Annotated in this window: 14 protein-coding genes; 3 read left to right on the top strand and 11 right to left on the bottom strand. The window is 43.1% G+C overall.

All coding sequences use genetic code 11. The features are described from left to right. The first annotated feature begins 45 nt into the window (after window positions 1-45). Window positions 46-1341, top strand: coding sequence for an RNA-guided endonuclease InsQ/TnpB family protein (locus GQR42_RS04920; RefSeq protein ID WP_158199125.1), 1296 nt, complete (start codon window positions 46-48; stop codon window positions 1339-1341). On the opposite strand, the gene GQR42_RS04915 is transcribed toward GQR42_RS04920, so the two are convergent. The 9 genes from GQR42_RS04915 to GQR42_RS29405 all read right to left on the bottom strand — a co-directional run bounded on the left by GQR42_RS04915 (window position 1310) and on the right by GQR42_RS29405 (window position 9010). After that, complete coding sequence (locus GQR42_RS04915) at window positions 1310-2188, bottom strand: hypothetical protein (protein WP_233271272.1); 879 nt, start codon at window positions 2186-2188, stop codon at window positions 1310-1312. The genes GQR42_RS04920 and GQR42_RS04915 overlap by 32 nt on opposite strands. Further along, window positions 2185-2409 (bottom strand): hypothetical protein, encoded by a 225-nt coding sequence (locus GQR42_RS28335; protein WP_233271271.1) that lies wholly within the window; start codon window positions 2407-2409, stop codon window positions 2185-2187. The genes GQR42_RS04915 and GQR42_RS28335 overlap by 4 nt, the downstream gene beginning before the upstream one ends. Before the next feature lie 187 nt (window positions 2410-2596). Then, window positions 2597-3850 carry an ISNCY family transposase gene (locus GQR42_RS04905; protein ID WP_158199124.1) on the bottom strand — a complete coding sequence of 418 codons (1254 nt, stop codon included), beginning with the start codon at window positions 3848-3850 and terminating at the stop codon, window positions 2597-2599. Between the two features lie 532 nt (window positions 3851-4382). Continuing rightward, the gene (gene groL, locus GQR42_RS04900; protein ID WP_158199123.1) at window positions 4383-6008 is read right to left on the bottom strand and encodes a chaperonin GroEL; all 1626 of its coding nucleotides are present in this window, start codon (window positions 6006-6008) and stop codon (window positions 4383-4385) included. 46 nt (window positions 6009-6054) lie between these two features. Then, window positions 6055-6366 (bottom strand): co-chaperone GroES, encoded by a 312-nt coding sequence (gene groES / locus GQR42_RS04895; protein ID WP_158199122.1) that lies wholly within the window; start codon window positions 6364-6366, stop codon window positions 6055-6057. Window positions 6367-7320: 954 nt separating this feature from the next. Further along, window positions 7321-7938 (bottom strand): CP12 domain-containing protein, encoded by a 618-nt coding sequence (locus tag GQR42_RS04890; RefSeq protein WP_158199121.1) that lies wholly within the window; start codon window positions 7936-7938, stop codon window positions 7321-7323. 56 nt (window positions 7939-7994) lie between these two features. Next, the gene (locus GQR42_RS04885) at window positions 7995-8321 is read right to left on the bottom strand and encodes a hypothetical protein (RefSeq protein ID WP_158199120.1); all 327 of its coding nucleotides are present in this window, start codon (window positions 8319-8321) and stop codon (window positions 7995-7997) included. Window positions 8322-8401: 80 nt separating this feature from the next. Continuing rightward, window positions 8402-8725, bottom strand: a complete 324-nt coding sequence (gene trxA, locus GQR42_RS04880) for a thioredoxin (RefSeq protein WP_002790944.1) — start codon at window positions 8723-8725, stop codon at window positions 8402-8404. Window positions 8726-8878: 153 nt separating this feature from the next. Next, window positions 8879-9010: a hypothetical protein gene (locus GQR42_RS29405; RefSeq protein ID WP_257792616.1), complete on the bottom strand. Its 132-nt coding sequence runs from the start codon at window positions 9008-9010 to the stop codon at window positions 8879-8881. A 41-nt stretch (window positions 9011-9051) separates the two neighbouring features. On the opposite strand from GQR42_RS29405, the gene GQR42_RS04875 reads away from it, so the two are divergent. Together GQR42_RS04875 and GQR42_RS04870 are read left to right on the top strand one after the other, a co-directional pair. Continuing rightward, window positions 9052-9507, top strand: coding sequence for a recombinase family protein (locus GQR42_RS04875; protein WP_158199119.1), 456 nt, complete (start codon window positions 9052-9054; stop codon window positions 9505-9507). A gap of 221 nt (window positions 9508-9728) precedes the next feature. Beyond that, window positions 9729-10901: a CBS domain-containing protein gene (locus GQR42_RS04870; RefSeq protein WP_158202390.1), complete on the top strand. Its 1173-nt coding sequence runs from the start codon at window positions 9729-9731 to the stop codon at window positions 10899-10901. 404 nt (window positions 10902-11305) lie between these two features. Here the strand turns inward: GQR42_RS04870 and GQR42_RS04860 are convergent, their stop codons facing one another. Both GQR42_RS04860 and pcrA read right to left on the bottom strand, forming a co-directional pair. Then, a complete protein-coding gene (locus tag GQR42_RS04860; RefSeq protein WP_004162611.1) occupies window positions 11306-11737 on the bottom strand; it encodes a CAAD domain-containing protein in 432 nt (143 codons plus the stop codon). A gap of 375 nt (window positions 11738-12112) precedes the next feature. Next, the gene (gene pcrA, locus GQR42_RS04855; protein ID WP_158199117.1) at window positions 12113-14434 is read right to left on the bottom strand and encodes a DNA helicase PcrA; all 2322 of its coding nucleotides are present in this window, start codon (window positions 14432-14434) and stop codon (window positions 12113-12115) included. Window positions 14435-14648: the final 214 nt, after the last annotated feature.

Genomic DNA, 14648 nt, shown 5'->3' with positions numbered 1-14648 from the left:
AATAGGTTAACATGAATATTATTCCGTTAGCAGGAGTAAATTAAATTGTTTGGATGCCAGCAGGTTTTAATTAAAGCAGACAAAGAGACAAGAGCAATTATTGAATATCTATGTCGTGAGTCGAATAGTTTATACAATTGTTCTGTTTATTATGCTCGTCAAATTTGGTTGAAGACGGGTAAGATTGTTACTGGATTTGCTCTGACAAAAGAAATGAAGTTTAATCCTCACTTTAAGGCTGGATATGCTTCGTCAATGCAGCAAACTTGCTTAAACGTTGGTGAATCCTTTAAATCTTTTAAGAAACTTTTAAAAAAGTCTATTAAAGGAGAGTTAAATCAAAAGCCTAATGTCCCGAAGTATCGTAAAAGCGGAGGATTGTTTACGGTTACTTATCCTAAAAAATGGTTAAAGTTAATCGAGGGCAAAATAAGGTTCCCTCTAGGAGAGCAAGTTAGAGCGTGGTTTGGATTAACAGAATTTTTTCTGCCTTTTCCTGTTAATTTAAAATGGGAATTAATTAAAGAAGTCAGAATAGTTCCTAGAAATACTTGTCTTTATGCAGAATTTGTTTATCAACAAATACATTGTGAACTCAAAGAGGGGCAAAGCCTACCGACGCATCTTGACTCAACCAAGGTACTAGGGATAGATCACGGATTAAATAATTGGTTAACTTGTGTTTCTAATATTGAAACCAGCTTTATTATTGATGGAAAACATCTTAAATCGGTTAACCAATGGTACAACAAACAAATAGCGACATTGAAAGAAGGAAAACCTAAAGGATTTTGGTCAAGAACTTTAGCTCATGTCACCGAAAAACGTAATCAACAAATGAGAGATGCCGTTAATAAAGCAGCCAGAATAGTAATCAATCATTGTCTTATCCATGGTATTGGTACTATTGTTTTTGGCTGGAATCAAGGTCAGAAAAACGAGTCAAATATGGGGGCGAAAAATAATCAAAATTTTGTACAAATTCCCACAGCTAAACTTAAGGACAGAATTGTTCAACTTTGCGAACAATACGGCATTAAGTTTGTTGAGACGGAAGAAAGTTATACCTCAAAAGCTTCTTTTTTGGACAATGATGAGCTACCTAAATATGGTGAAAAACCCGACGGGTGGCAGTCTTCAGGAAAACGAATTAAGCGCGGTTTATATCGTACTGCTGATAATTGGTTAGTCAATGCCGATTGTAACGGCGGCGCAAATATTCTAAGAAAAGTAAAGACAATGCTTAAATTAGATTTGAGCAGAGTTACTAGAGGCATCTTGACAATGCCCATCAGAATTAGATTTTGGTCTAATTCTGTGCTAGAATCTGCGTCGCTTTAGCGCGCAGAGTGTCAAACCTGTCATCTTTCGGATCCGTACAATCGTTGTTAATTCTGGCACTTTTGAGATAGTTAATTAACATCTGGTATGTGGTATCGGCATCTAGTTCTTCTAGTGGCAAATGCAAGTCAAATAAACCGCGTTCACTGGTTAATAAATCTCCCGTCATCCCGATGGGGTGGGCCGTCAGCATAAACCAAGCCCGACCTTTTAACATTCCCTGCGCGTCGTGCATCATTTGCCGTACCACAGCAGGATTTTGTTTATCTAGATCATCGATCGCGATCAGAATCCCCTGCGGATATTCTTCTTGCGCCCGCTCTAACAATGTATCGAAGCTCACAGTCGGATATTGAAATTTGGTGAGCGGTAAATCTTTCTCGCCGATTTTACCACCGATTCCTAAACTACCGCTAATTTCAGCACTACGCTCCTTCAATAGTTTTTCGGTGGGAATTCCCATCTGATAAAGCTGACGTTGCGCCCAATCGTCATTTGGCATCGCTCTAGCGAGGGCGATCAGTGCTGTAGTGGCGATATCTAAACCTGCGGGTAGAGATATATAGGTAGTCAACATTTGCGGACGATTGCGGCGTATAACCGACAATACTTCCAGTAAAAAAGCACTTTTGCCGATTCCTAAACGACCAGAAACCAGAATCCGACGACGCTCGCGACTTTGGAACAGATTAAACACCCGCGTCAATTCATTTTGTCGCCAGGTAAAAACACGATCGAGGGTATCGCTGTTTAAATCGATCGGGCTTTCGGTAAAGGGGATTTCCTTCCATCCTAACCGTTGGATATTGTCAGAGGATTGCTTAAAAAGATCATCGGCACTTGTCATATATATACCTCGCTGGTTTGTCGTTCGATCGCCCGTCGAGAAGCTTGATAAATAATGTCTATCTCCTCCACTTTATCGGGATCAGTCCAGCAATTCTCATTTTGAAAAAAATCAGATAAAATTCTCTTATTTAAATAGAGAACTTGTGTAGAAGCATTATTTTTTGACAGATAATTATCATCCAACGCTGGAGATAGACAGGTTTTAAGAACTCTGTCCATGAAAAATAGATTTCAACTCATAAATTCAGATGAAATTCTAACAAAATTTTTAGTTTTTTTATAAACAACTTTCTTTTTCTCCTTCAAGAGATGTGACATTTTCAACTAGAATTTACTTTTTTAAATGGGACATATTCGGTGAGAATAAATGAGAAAAATTCCGACCAATTCTTAAACCAAATAAATTTTAATAGGGTACGAATATCATATCTTTAAAGAAAGAAGTCCGAGTTACTAATAGCTCACGAATCTTTTGATAGGTGTAATTAACTAAATCCAAAACGGTATGAAATAAAAAAGCTAGTAAATTCAAAGACAATAAGAACTCGCACAAATGATTCTGACCATGACCAAAGTTATGCTCTAAATTATAACCGTGATTTTTAAGAACGTTCTTGCCTTCATTTTCAACTTTCCATCTGCTGCGCCCAGCTTTGACAATTTCTTCGACATTATTTTCCGTGATTTTATGATTAGTTATCCAATTATTTTGGTAGATAGTTTTCTGGGTTTTCTCATTAATAACAGTCACTTCACACCAATTAACTTCGAGACTTGAGTCCCCCTCTCTTAAGGGAACTCTAGAAGCATAACGATAACGATAAATTAGATTTTTTCGTCCATCCCATTGTTTCTTTTCAACGGTCGTAACTTCGCCACTTTTTTCTAAAAATTCTAGCCATTCATATAAAGTTTTATGCGACGTTTCTAAACAAACAAAAATAAAACTATAACCTTGTTTTACCGCTAATTCACAAACAGGTTCGTGAGAATATAAGTCGTCTCCTAAAAGAGTTACAGGATAACCATACTTATTTTTATGATTCTTATTTAACCATCTTTTAACGGCCGCATTTTCACAGTCTTGTTTTTGATGCCCATCTTGTTTTTTAATGAATTCTGGCTCTAAATTAATTACTTGTTTTTGCTTAGGAGAAACCACCCTAGGTGTGACACAGCCGTGAAAATAAGTTGTAGTTCCATTTCGATGATTACGACAGTTACAATGAGGGCAATGAATTTTCTTGGATGAGAAATATTCTGTGCCATCTAACGCCACTAAAATTTCTCCATCTAAGTAGAGAAACTTTTTCAAAACTCCCTTTTCCTTTAACCATTGATAGACTTTTTGAAAAGTCCTAGAGACATTAGAGGCTGGCACTGGCTCTAACAGATTTCTTATTTGATTATCCCCAGGAATTTTTTCAATTGAAAATAAACTTTCAGCCTTATCTTTTCCCTTATTGCTTTTCATTAAACGTTGATGGTCTAAAAAAGACGGCGACTGAGTAAAAAAGACTGAAAATGCAGCCATCACGGCATCTTCTACCTGATATTTTCTATTATTTCCAGGTTTCCTCTCATCGGGTAAATCATGTAATTCTTGACGTAAAAATTGCCTTAATTCCGAAATTTCTAGGGTTGCCGCTTTTTGAGCCATCTTGGAATAATTTGACGTGCTGGTGGATTTCTAACTCACCCATTTTACCTTAGCTGACAATAATTATAAATTTTTATTTCCCTTGAATTCCCTATTCTAAAAACAGAACTATCTTCCTGAATTAACCCCGTTCGTTCTCAGCCAACCTCTTTGATTGCTTGAGTATTTATACTTAATTTGTCCAACCAATTGTTTTTTTAGTGATCGCCTCTCCTGAAAAATAGTTACTTTGTACTATATTTTCCCTGCCAAAATCGGGGTTAATGCTCTATTTATTTCAAAATGAGAATTGCTGTTTATTAATATTTGCTTTTAAAAATTGCTGTAGCATCGTGGTATAAGTTAACAATCCAGATTTGTTCCCCATGGTGGGCTGTAAATCGGGATACCCGATCAAGCTATCAACATTTTACCGCAAGGAAAAAGCACCGGGGATAAAATTGTACTTTCCTTAACCCGAAGTGACGTTTTTTCCATCAAAAAAAACTCGATCGCTTAATTGCGATCGAGTCGAGAAAAAATAGACTAATTACTAATAGTCGAAGTCACCACCGCCGGCGGGAGCAGCGGCTTTTTCTTTTTCGGGTTTATCCACCACAATACACTCGGTAGTTAAAACCATACCGGCGATAGAAGCGGCATTTTGTAGGGCAGAACGAGTCACTTTCGCGGGGTCAACGATACCCGCCTCAAACATATCGGAGAACTCACCGGTAGCGGCATTATAACCGACATTAAAGGGCTTTTCCTTCACCCGTTCGGCAATCACTGCACCGTTTTGGCCTGCATTTTCAGCAATCCGTTTTAAGGGAGCAGCAATGGCGCGAGAAACGATTAAAGCGCCGGTTAATTCTTCATGGTGTAGGGTTTCTTTTGCCCAAGTTTCCAATTGGGGAGCCAGGTGAGCTAAAGTAGTACCACCCCCGGGGACGATACCTTCTTCTACGGCTGCTTTAGTGGCGTTAATCGCGTCTTCTAAGCGCAATTTGCGGTCTTTCATTTCCGTTTCGGTAGCGGCACCGACTTTAATCACTGCCACACCCCCGGCTAATTTAGCCAGACGTTCTTGCAGTTTTTCTTTATCGTAGGAAGAATCGGTTTCCTCGATTTGACGGCGAATTTGCTCACAACGGGTTTTCACTGCCACGTCGTTGCCTTCGGCGACGATGGTGGTAGTATCTTTGTTCATGGTGATACGACGGGCCGTACCTAAGCTGTCAATTTTGGTGGTTTCCAGTTTTAAACCCGCATCTTCGCTGATGACTTGACCACCGGTTAAAACGGCGATATCTTCTAACATCGCTTTTCTGCGATCGCCAAATCCAGGAGCTTTCACCGCAGTAACGTTAAGAACACCGCGCAGACGGTTAACCACTAGGGTTGCCAAAGCTTCTTTTTCGATGTCTTCAGCGATAATTACTAGGGGTTTACCTTGACGGGCCACTTGTTCGAGAATGGGAACCAAATCCTGTACTAAACCGATTTTTTTGTCGGTAATCAGAATAGCGGGATCTTCAAAGACGCATTCCATGCGTTCGGTGTCGGTGACAAAGTAGGGAGAGATATAACCTTTGTCAAAACGCATCCCTTCGGTGATTTCTAGTTCGGTGGTCATCGATTTCCCTTCTTCTAGGGAAATTACGCCTTCTTTACCGACTTTATCCATGGCCGAGGCGATCATTTGACCGACTTCATCATCGTTACCAGCAGAGATAGCGCCCACTTGTGCGATCGCTTTGGAATCTTCTACGGGTTTCGAGTGTTTGGCGATTTGACTGACGAGGAAATCGGCAGCTTTATCGATACCTTTTTTCAGAGAAATGGGGTTAGCACCGGCGGCGACGTTGCGTAAACCTTCTTTAACGATAGCGTGGGCGAGAACGGTGGCGGTAGTTGTACCATCCCCCGCTACATCGTTGGTTTTTGAGGCGGCTTGGCGAATTAAAGCCACACCGGTGTTCTCGATATGGTCTTCCAGTTCGATTTCTTTAGCGATGGTGATGCCATCATTGACGATTTGGGGTGCGCCGAATTTCTTTTCGAGGACGACGTTACGACCTTTGGGGCCAAGGGTGACGGCTACCGCTTCGGCCAGGAGATCCATGCCTTTTTCTAAGGCGCGACGAGCATCTTCGTTGTAGATAATAGATTTAGCCATAATGTCTCGTTATTCGTGCAAAATAGGGGTTTTCAAGGGTAGATGATTAGGAAACGGCGGCAAGAATGTCTTTTTCGGAGAGGAGAACGTATTCTTCGCCACCAAGTTTGATATCGGTTCCGGCATATTTGGAGTAGAGAACTTTGTCACCCACACCCACTTCCACAGGGGTACGGCTACCGTCATCGTTGCGTTTGCCAGCGCCGACGGCCACGACTTCTCCGATTTGGGGTTTTTCTTTAGCGGCATCGGGAAGGAAAATGCCACCGGCGGTTTTTTCTTCGCTGGGGCTAACTTTAACGAAAACTCGATCGCCTAGGGGTTTAACAGTAGTTACGTTGATGCTGACTGCAGCCATGGAATATCCTCCGTTTGTCTTGTATTTTGGTAAGTGCTTTTTTCAGATTAGCACTCTTACCTTCCGAGTGCTAATTTACCGAAATAGAAGGCCCCCTGACAACTGCTCGATCGGTACGGGTTTCCGAACTATGGTGTGAAGCTATAGCAGTTATCTTAATGGTGCGGTACAAAGTTTTCGTTTTGGGAAGGCAGCAGTCAGAATATCCCTTTTCCGTCACTCTAGGGAACGGGAAAACAGAAATGACAGGGAAAAACGGATGCCAACAGAGAATTTATAAATCGATTAAGTTGAGTATATAGAAAAGAAAAATAGTTAATTAATCGAGGAGTAAAGAAAACACAGAGCCAAGCTTTTAAGCGATTCAAGTAACCGAAAGGCTCGACAAATAATCGAATATTATTTAAGTCATTTTCTTTTAATCTTTTCGATTCTAAAATTGGAGCGTATAGTGGGGGATTGGCAACCCCACCGATACGCTTGGAAGCTGCCAAATGTCAGGGCGATCAAACCAAATCCTTACCTTGACAAGCAAAAGCTATTCACGGCGGAGATCGAAACCATGACTAGGCAGCATACACAGCAATGAAGAAAACATTGCCCTTGATTTTTCAGTAACTGACAGGCGGCTTTGAAGTTATACCATTTTTCAAAAGTAATGACAGAGATGGTTATGCCTGGTACATCTCAATTTTGTCGAAATATCTAGATGACATTTTGGGCGCACGCGGTGCGCCCCTACCATTGGCGCAATGATATGATTGTAGGGGCGAATTGCCTTCGCCCTCTTTGAACAACTTCTGCTGCTCACCTATAGGTGAGAGAAAATCACCAGCAGGAGATGCACCCGGTTATGCCTGCTACGAATAAAGAAAAATGGTATTAACCTAAGCGCATTAAGGGCAGAAGTCACCCTAAAGGCGATCGATCGATTCTCCCAAAACCTGCGAGGATTTAATCGTCATAAATGCGGCACTCTAAGGCATCAGGATTGGCTTCGCAGTAAGCTTGGAGTGAGTTATTCCCCTGTTTTTTGGCCCGTTGATGGGAGGCTTCCGCCTGGAGTTCCTCCACCACATCCCAAGCTGCAGCGCAATCTGAAGAGGTGTCACCCTTGGCCGCACAAATTGCCCGTGCGTCTTCCCGGGCTGCTTCAATTTCATCTTCAATGAACAACCGCTTTGGCTTTTCGACAAAATCGCTCTTGAAGAGAATATCACTCACAGAAATAATGCCCAGCAAAGTTTTACCCTGAATCACCGGGGCGCGGCGAATACGGGTTTGAGCAAATAACCGAGCCACATATTCCACCCCCAGTTCGGGATTAACGACCACACAGGGCTTGACCATAATTTCGTAAACCCGCATAGTTTTAGGATCGTGGCCAAAGGCCGCCACTTTGTAAACGATGTCGGTTTCGGTAACAATTCCATAAGGGTCCTGTTCATGGCGCGGTTCGACAATCAACCCCCGCAGTTGTTTTTCTTTCATCAATTTCACGGCATCGGCAACCGTTGCCGAACCACGAATGGTGACAACGTTTCGGGTCATAATTTCTTGGGCTTGCAGCATAGGATGATTTGGATGGTTTTGTCAAATAAAAGGACCGGTATAAATGCAAAAGTTGACTAGGGTTGTCCCGATAGCAATTTCCTAGACTCTTGTGGGCTGAGTGCCACTGTCAACAGAGATGACAGAGACCAATGGGCGATCGCTGGTTTAGGGTGGGACGGCATGGCCGCAGCTGTGTTCCCCTGAATGCCTGGAGCATAGGCCTCCAGCACAGCACCGTTTTGCCAACACATGGCGATGAAATAATCACACACTGGGCATTCCGTCTGAGCAACCTGTCGGGCCGGACACTTATATCCTGCGGGCAGGCGATCGCTCAAGAGCCGTTGAGCTACGCTGCCACAGTTGGGACATCGAATTTCCATAAGCTTGTTCATCGCCATACCTCAAAATTGAATATTGGTGTGAGAAGGAAAGGGTCAACGTCGGACGTTTGCCCAGAGTGTTTGTTCACGGTGGAAGACTATAATTGTCGTTCTACGGCAGCCGTAAATTCTTCATAGGGTTTAACCCCAACTAATGTTTCTATCAATTCCCCCTGTTTAAATACCATGACAGCCGGAATACTTCTAATCCCAAAGCGTTTGGCCACGGGTTTGTTACTGTCCAGGTCGAGTTTGAAGACTTTGGCGCGATCGCGATAGTCATCGGCCAATCGATCGATCAACGGTGCCACCAGTTTGCAAGGTCCACACCAGGTTGCTGTGCAATCTACCACCAACAGTGATTCACTCTTTAACAGCGAATCAAATTCAGTTTCATCTTGAATAAATGTAGCCGTACCCATGTTTATATCTCCAAATTGATGCTGTGTAACTTAGTACAAATTCTCTGCTCGCTGCGTTTTACAAGATAAATTCAGCCTTGAACCGCTCCTCCTCTAAAAATTTTTAGCCTTTGACCCTTTAACTTTCCCCTAGACAGGGGTTGGGGTTCAGGACTATGAATAGAAAAAAATGGCATCAGTCAATGTCCGCCTCCCGGGGGTATCGTCTATAGTTTGGTCGTCCCAGACATCGATGGTGACATCTAGTCCCTCCTCATGCAGGGGTTTTACTTTGTAAGTCGTCATCGGCTGCTCAAAACAAATTTGCGACGTTAAGTTGCGATAATATGGTTTTGCAAGTTATTGCATTGACATCCCCTATGACAGCGACCCCTTCCAACGATTTATCTGCCTGGGAGCGGCTAGAACAAGGCAGACAAGCAAAAGCAAGCAACGGTGGTTATGCGGGCTACGGCTCCCCTGCCTTTGGACAACGATCGATCGATGGGGAATTAGTGGATGATCCGGAAGAGTGCCGGGTCATTGAACTGATTCGCCGCCATCACAAATCGGGGAAATCCTTGCAGAAGATCGCCGATTGGCTTAATGAACAGGGCTACACCACCAAACGTGGTCAACCATGGCAGCGTATTTCCGTAAAGCGAGTGCTTGATCGACTATATGGAAAGGTGTCCAGAATTTCTGGAGTAACCCCTCAGACCGAGCAGAACCAGGAATTACTCACCCCAGCGTCTGGTGATGCCGTCCCTAAAACCATTAGAGGCTCAATGACCCCTAAATAAATAGTTTCAGGCTTTAACCTGTTACATCCCTCTATGATACACCGAAGTGGGTCTAAAATCTTTACGAGTTTAATAAAAATTGTAATAAAACGTTACATCTTTCTAGAAAAAGTTAAATGACGCTACACTTTGAGATAGTTTTAGAAAGGATTTTGGCAACTCTGAGAGCCGGGGTTCTTTGCCCGGTGGCTAGTCTGCCTATTGGCTTTTGCGATTGCAGGATGGTGCTGATGTCCCTCGATACACCTCTGAGTTGGGCCCCCGATCTAGAGAAGGCGATCGAGCGCCAGCCCTTGACGGTGCCGCCAACGACTTCTCTGGCAGATGCGATCGCCATAATCGGTCAGGCCCATAACCGTCTGTGTGTACTCACCGATGACCTATCCCCTCTAGCTGCTCCGGCCGGAGAAGCGCGTGTTAGCTGTCTGCTGGTGGTACAAGGGCAAGAGCTATTAGGAATTTTGACAGAACGCGATGTGGTGCGACTCACCGCTCAAGGAATTAACCTGACCGAGACAACCGTTGCCGATGTGATGGTACATCCCCTGATCACGTTGCCCCAGCAATCTGCTCAAGACATTTTTGCTGCCCTGTTTTTGTTTCGTCGCTACCGAATTCGCCATTTGCCGATTGTGGATGACCAAGGACACTTAATCGGGGTGATCTCCCATGAAAGTATTCGCCAGATTTTGCGTCCGGCTAATCTATTGCGGTTTCGTCGCGTATCGGATGTGATGACCACTCAAGTGGTACAGGCCCCACTCACCGCCACAGTCTTGCAATTGGCCCAGTTAATGGCCGAACATCGTGTCAGTTGTGTGGTGATCACCCAGAGAAATTCAGAAGACAATGACTACCCCGTTGGTATTGTGACAGAGCGAGATCTTGTCCAGTTTCAAGCAGTTCAAATCGATCTGCACAAAACTAGGGCCAAGACGGTGATGAGTACGCCGTTATTTCTTCTCAGCCCCGAGGATTCCCTGTGGACGGCCCATCAGGAAATGCAAAAACGGCGGGTGGGGCGTTTGGTGGTTTCTTGGAACTGGGGTCGGGGGTTGGGTATTGTCACACAAACCAGTCTGTTAAGGGTTTTTGACCCGATGGAAATGTATGGGGTGATTGAAAATTTACAACAAACGATTCAACAGCTAGAGTCCGAGCGATCGCCCTCCCTTCCTTCCCCACCAGCGGACTTATTACTTCAACCAACTTGTGACCCATCAGAAAAAGAGATTGCCAGCGATCGCGAATTATTACTTACCTTGCTGGACAATGCCTACAAAGACGTAAAGTATATGTTGGCTAACTTAGATATTGTGGTAGAGCAGCGGCGATCTCTGCTTCAATCTGTTCTAGAGAAGCTTGAGTACCTCGGTCGTGAAATTAGCTCTTAGATATTCCTCTTCTGTCAGAGGAGGAGAGTTAGAATAGAGAGAAAAGCCCTAATCTACAGTGATAAGGGACTTGCGTAGGAATAATATCCCAGCTTTGAAAATCGCTCTGTAGAAGAACCAGACCAGCCAGATGGCAGATTATCAAAGCGCAAGTCCCTAACATCTCGAAGGCTCTCCCCCTACTTAGGGTGATCAGCAAACCCCCTCCGCGCGGAGGGCGCAGGTTCCAGGCGCCCCGACAGTAACGGATTTTGTCCACAATGTAGGGGCGAACTGCGTTCGCCCAAAAGGTACATTATCAAAGCGCAAGTCCCTAAGAACCAGACGGCCTCGATTGTTGCTGTTGTGCAAAAACAAAAGAGTTGAGCGGAAACACTCAACTCCTTGGTTTTCTATGCTTGATTCTATAAAGGGTTATTGTGACTGCCAAAAACTTGCGCTTTTAGTGCATCAATTTCCGCTAACAACTCGCGACGATTTTCATCTTTGAGCAGATAGCGCCAGACAAACCAACCAGTATAAACGATCCCAACTAATTGTAGGATAGGAGCAAGGAGGGGAATATCATCGATCGCATCTAAGACCGCTAGGGTAACTTTCACGGTGACAAAACTCGCTAAAATTGCCCCTAGAACGATTAAAGGTTTTTTGTATCCAGAGAAGAAACTACCGATATAATCGGGGACGTTAGCCAGATAGGACATCACCGAATCCCAAACTGGTTCTACATACTCAGACCAAATCTGTTCGGTGCTGCTGCTGCTGGGTTTGCTCAGAGACCCGGGTAAATCCGTTCTAATCGGATTTTGGGTCTCGGTCGGTTGCATTGATTCCATATTAACTGATCCTCATCATAAAGGTTAGACAGTGCGCGAATACGACCAACGGGGGTCAATTTTAACAGACTGAATAGACTAACTCGCTGTTGCCCATATTATCGGATAATTTCGATACTAGGCGGAAAGTTGCTCAACAACTATTAAGAATCAAGGATTTAGCTTCTCAATTTTATCGTCAGTCTGACCGCAATTCTCCATTCTAACAGCAGGTAGCGATCGGAGTTGAGGAATCAGGGGGTGTCAGTTATCAGTGAACAGTAATCAGTTATCAGTGGGGAGATAGGGAGAAAAAAGCCGGTGGGTTACGGCGAATACTCAATTTTTAGTCAGAGTATAACTTATTTTCGCCTAACCCACCCTACAGATGATTACCTATTCGTGGATAAGTTGGATATGTGCGGTGCGAGGATCGATGATTTTCTGACCTAAACCCGAAAATTTGACCGCTAGATTCATTTTTTTATCCTCACCGAGGATATGGGTCACTTCTCCTTCTCCAAAAGTAGAGTGTAACACTCGATCGCCTACGCCCCATTTTCTTTGATTAGAGACAGCTTTTTCCATGGGAACCACTTTTGGGGTCTTTTTCGGTTTCAGGTTGCTTGTGAGCAATTCTGGGGGCAATTCCTGTAAAAATTGGGAAGCTACCTTCATCTCTTTATTCCCCCAGACATATCTTTCTTTTGCGTAGGTTAAAAATAATTGTTCCTTGGCCCGAGTCACTCCCACATAACACAAACGGCGTTCTTCCTCAAGGGCAATGGGATCGTTTAAACTACGATTATGGGGAAAAATGCCCTGTTCTAAACCAACTAAAAAGACGATAGGAAACTCTAAACCTTTGGCCGAATGAAGGGTCATTAAGGAGACTTTTTCTTGACCTTCCTGAAGATTATCTAAATCCGAGGCTAAACTCGCACTAGCGAGAAATTCCTGGAGATTGGTTTCTTCGTTTTCCTCTTGAAATTGTACGACGGCGCTATACAATTCTTGAATATTCTCGATCCGGGTATCAGCTTCCTCGGTTCCCTGCTGTTTTAATTCATCGATATATCCCGAATCTTCCATGATTTGGTCTAAGATTTCACTAGCGGATAAATCGGTAATTTTTTCTTGCAGGTTTTGGATAATTTTAGCCAACTTATTGACGCTTTTAGTCGCACGACCAGCGAGAGTATTAACGGAAGTTTCATCGCTGATAATTTCCCATAAAGGCACTCCTAATTCTTGGGCAGCTTTGAGCAAATTATCGATTGTGGTTTTACCAATACCGCGCCGGGGAGTGTTAATAATTCTCAGTAAACTAACGGTATCAGCAGGATTGGCAATCACTCGTAAATAAGCGATCGCATCTTTAATCTCCTGTCGATCATAGAATTTAAATCCCCCGACAATATTATAGGGAATATTATTGCGAATTAACCCATCTTCAAAGGGACGAGATTGGGCATTAATTCGGTAGAGTATAGCAAAACTACCCCAATTTAATTCGGGGTTTTCTTGGGTAAATTCTCGAATTTTATCGATAACAAAAGCTGCTTCTTCCTGTTCATCTCTGGCTTTAAAAACATAGATACTCTCGCCTCCTTCTCTGGTGGGAACAAGGACTTTATCGATTCTTTGACTATTATTTTCAATTAATTTATTAGCCGCTTGCAGAATATTTTCCCGTGAACGATAGTTTTCCTGTAATTTCACCATCGTGCGAGTATCATCATCGGGTAAACCATCGCCAAAGTCCGCTTGAAAATTGAGCAGAATAGTAAAATCCGCCATCCGAAAACTATAGATAGATTGGTCGGCATCACCTACCACAAAAATTGATCGATCCGTCCAATTCCACTCACTTTTTTTCGTTTCACCATTGGTCGATAAAAGCCGAATTAACTCGTACTGAATCCGGTTAGTATCTTGGTATTCATCGACTAAAATATGCTTAAATTGCTTGTGCCAATAACCGAGAATCGATTCATTTTGCTGAAAAAGACGGACTGGAACCAGTATCAAATCATCAAAATCTAGGGCATTATTTTCTGCCAATTGCATCTGATAAGCCTGATAAACCTCAGAAATGACCTTTCCCCGAAAATGAGGGTTTTCTCTAGCGTAATCCCTGGGAGTTAAACCTAAGTTTTTGGCATTACTAATCGCATAACGTAGATGGCGAGCATCAAATTTTTTATCGTCTAAATTCATCTGTTTAGTGACGATATTTTTGACTAAACTCTGGGCATCAGATTCGTCCATAATTGAGAAATTCCTTTGCCAACTATGACCATATTCATCCTGATATTTATTAATGTCATAGCGCAAAATCCGACCGCAAAGACTGTGAAAAGTCCCGATCCAGAGTTTTTTAGTATAATTCCGATAAACTTGAGAAAAGAGTTTTTTCTGTTCGTATTCTTCCAAAAGTTCTAATCTTTGACCGTATTTTTCCTGTGCTTTTTGTTGAGCAAAAGTTTTTTCAATTCTAGTTTTCATTTCCCGGGCCGCCTTATTGGTAAAAGTGACTGCGAGAATATTTTCTGGATCGACCTTGTGATGACGGATCAAATGGGCGATACGATAGGTTAAAGCGCTGGTTTTTCCCGATCCTGCTCCAGCAACCACCAACAAGGGGCCGCAAAAATGCTCCACAGCAAGGCGCTGGGAAGGATTGAGTTGTTCTAAATAATCGGCTGTGACTGTCATAATCTTTGCATATAGCTCTGCGACCTCTATTATTCAGGCTACATCATCGAGACGGGGATCGGGCATTAGTCAACCCCTTCAAGAAATAAAAATTTTTTTGGCTAGTTTGCTTCAAATCGCTCAAGATTCTAAGTTGTCATCTACAATGGAATTAGCGGAGACGAAAGTTTCCGTTCACTCCTCACACCACACTCCGTCCGGACAATGTTCGGGC

The organism is Microcystis aeruginosa FD4 (assembly GCF_009792235.1).
GTDB classification, from domain to species: Bacteria; Cyanobacteriota; Cyanobacteriia; order Cyanobacteriales; family Microcystaceae; genus Microcystis; species Microcystis viridis.
This window is presented reverse-complemented; position numbering and strand designations above follow the sequence as displayed.

Excerpts from the sequence above, each read along its gene's own strand:
- pcrA (WP_158199117.1), bottom strand. The coding sequence starts at position 14,434 with ATGACAGTCACAGCCGATTATTTAGAACAACTCAATCCTTCCCAGCGC.
- groL (WP_158199123.1), bottom strand. The coding sequence starts at position 6,008 with ATGGCTAAATCTATTATCTACAACGAAGATGCTCGTCGCGCCTTAGAA.
- GQR42_RS04915 (WP_233271272.1), bottom strand. The coding sequence starts at position 2,188 with ATGACAAGTGCCGATGATCTTTTTAAGCAATCCTCTGACAATATCCAA.
- trxA (WP_002790944.1), bottom strand. The coding sequence starts at position 8,725 with ATGGGTACGGCTACATTTATTCAAGATGAAACTGAATTTGATTCGCTG.
- GQR42_RS28335 (WP_233271271.1), bottom strand. The coding sequence starts at position 2,409 with ATGGACAGAGTTCTTAAAACCTGTCTATCTCCAGCGTTGGATGATAAT.
- GQR42_RS04870 (WP_158202390.1), top strand. The coding sequence starts at position 9,729 with ATGGTGCTGATGTCCCTCGATACACCTCTGAGTTGGGCCCCCGATCTA.
- GQR42_RS29405 (WP_257792616.1), bottom strand. The coding sequence starts at position 9,010 with ATGACGACTTACAAAGTAAAACCCCTGCATGAGGAGGGACTAGATGTC.
- GQR42_RS04875 (WP_158199119.1), top strand. The coding sequence starts at position 9,052 with ATGGTTTTGCAAGTTATTGCATTGACATCCCCTATGACAGCGACCCCT.
- GQR42_RS04885 (WP_158199120.1), bottom strand. The coding sequence starts at position 8,321 with ATGGCGATGAACAAGCTTATGGAAATTCGATGTCCCAACTGTGGCAGC.
- groES (WP_158199122.1), bottom strand. The coding sequence starts at position 6,366 with ATGGCTGCAGTCAGCATCAACGTAACTACTGTTAAACCCCTAGGCGAT.
- GQR42_RS04905 (WP_158199124.1), bottom strand. The coding sequence starts at position 3,850 with ATGGCTCAAAAAGCGGCAACCCTAGAAATTTCGGAATTAAGGCAATTT.
- GQR42_RS04860 (WP_004162611.1), bottom strand. The coding sequence starts at position 11,737 with ATGGAATCAATGCAACCGACCGAGACCCAAAATCCGATTAGAACGGAT.
- GQR42_RS04890 (WP_158199121.1), bottom strand. The coding sequence starts at position 7,938 with ATGCTGCAAGCCCAAGAAATTATGACCCGAAACGTTGTCACCATTCGT.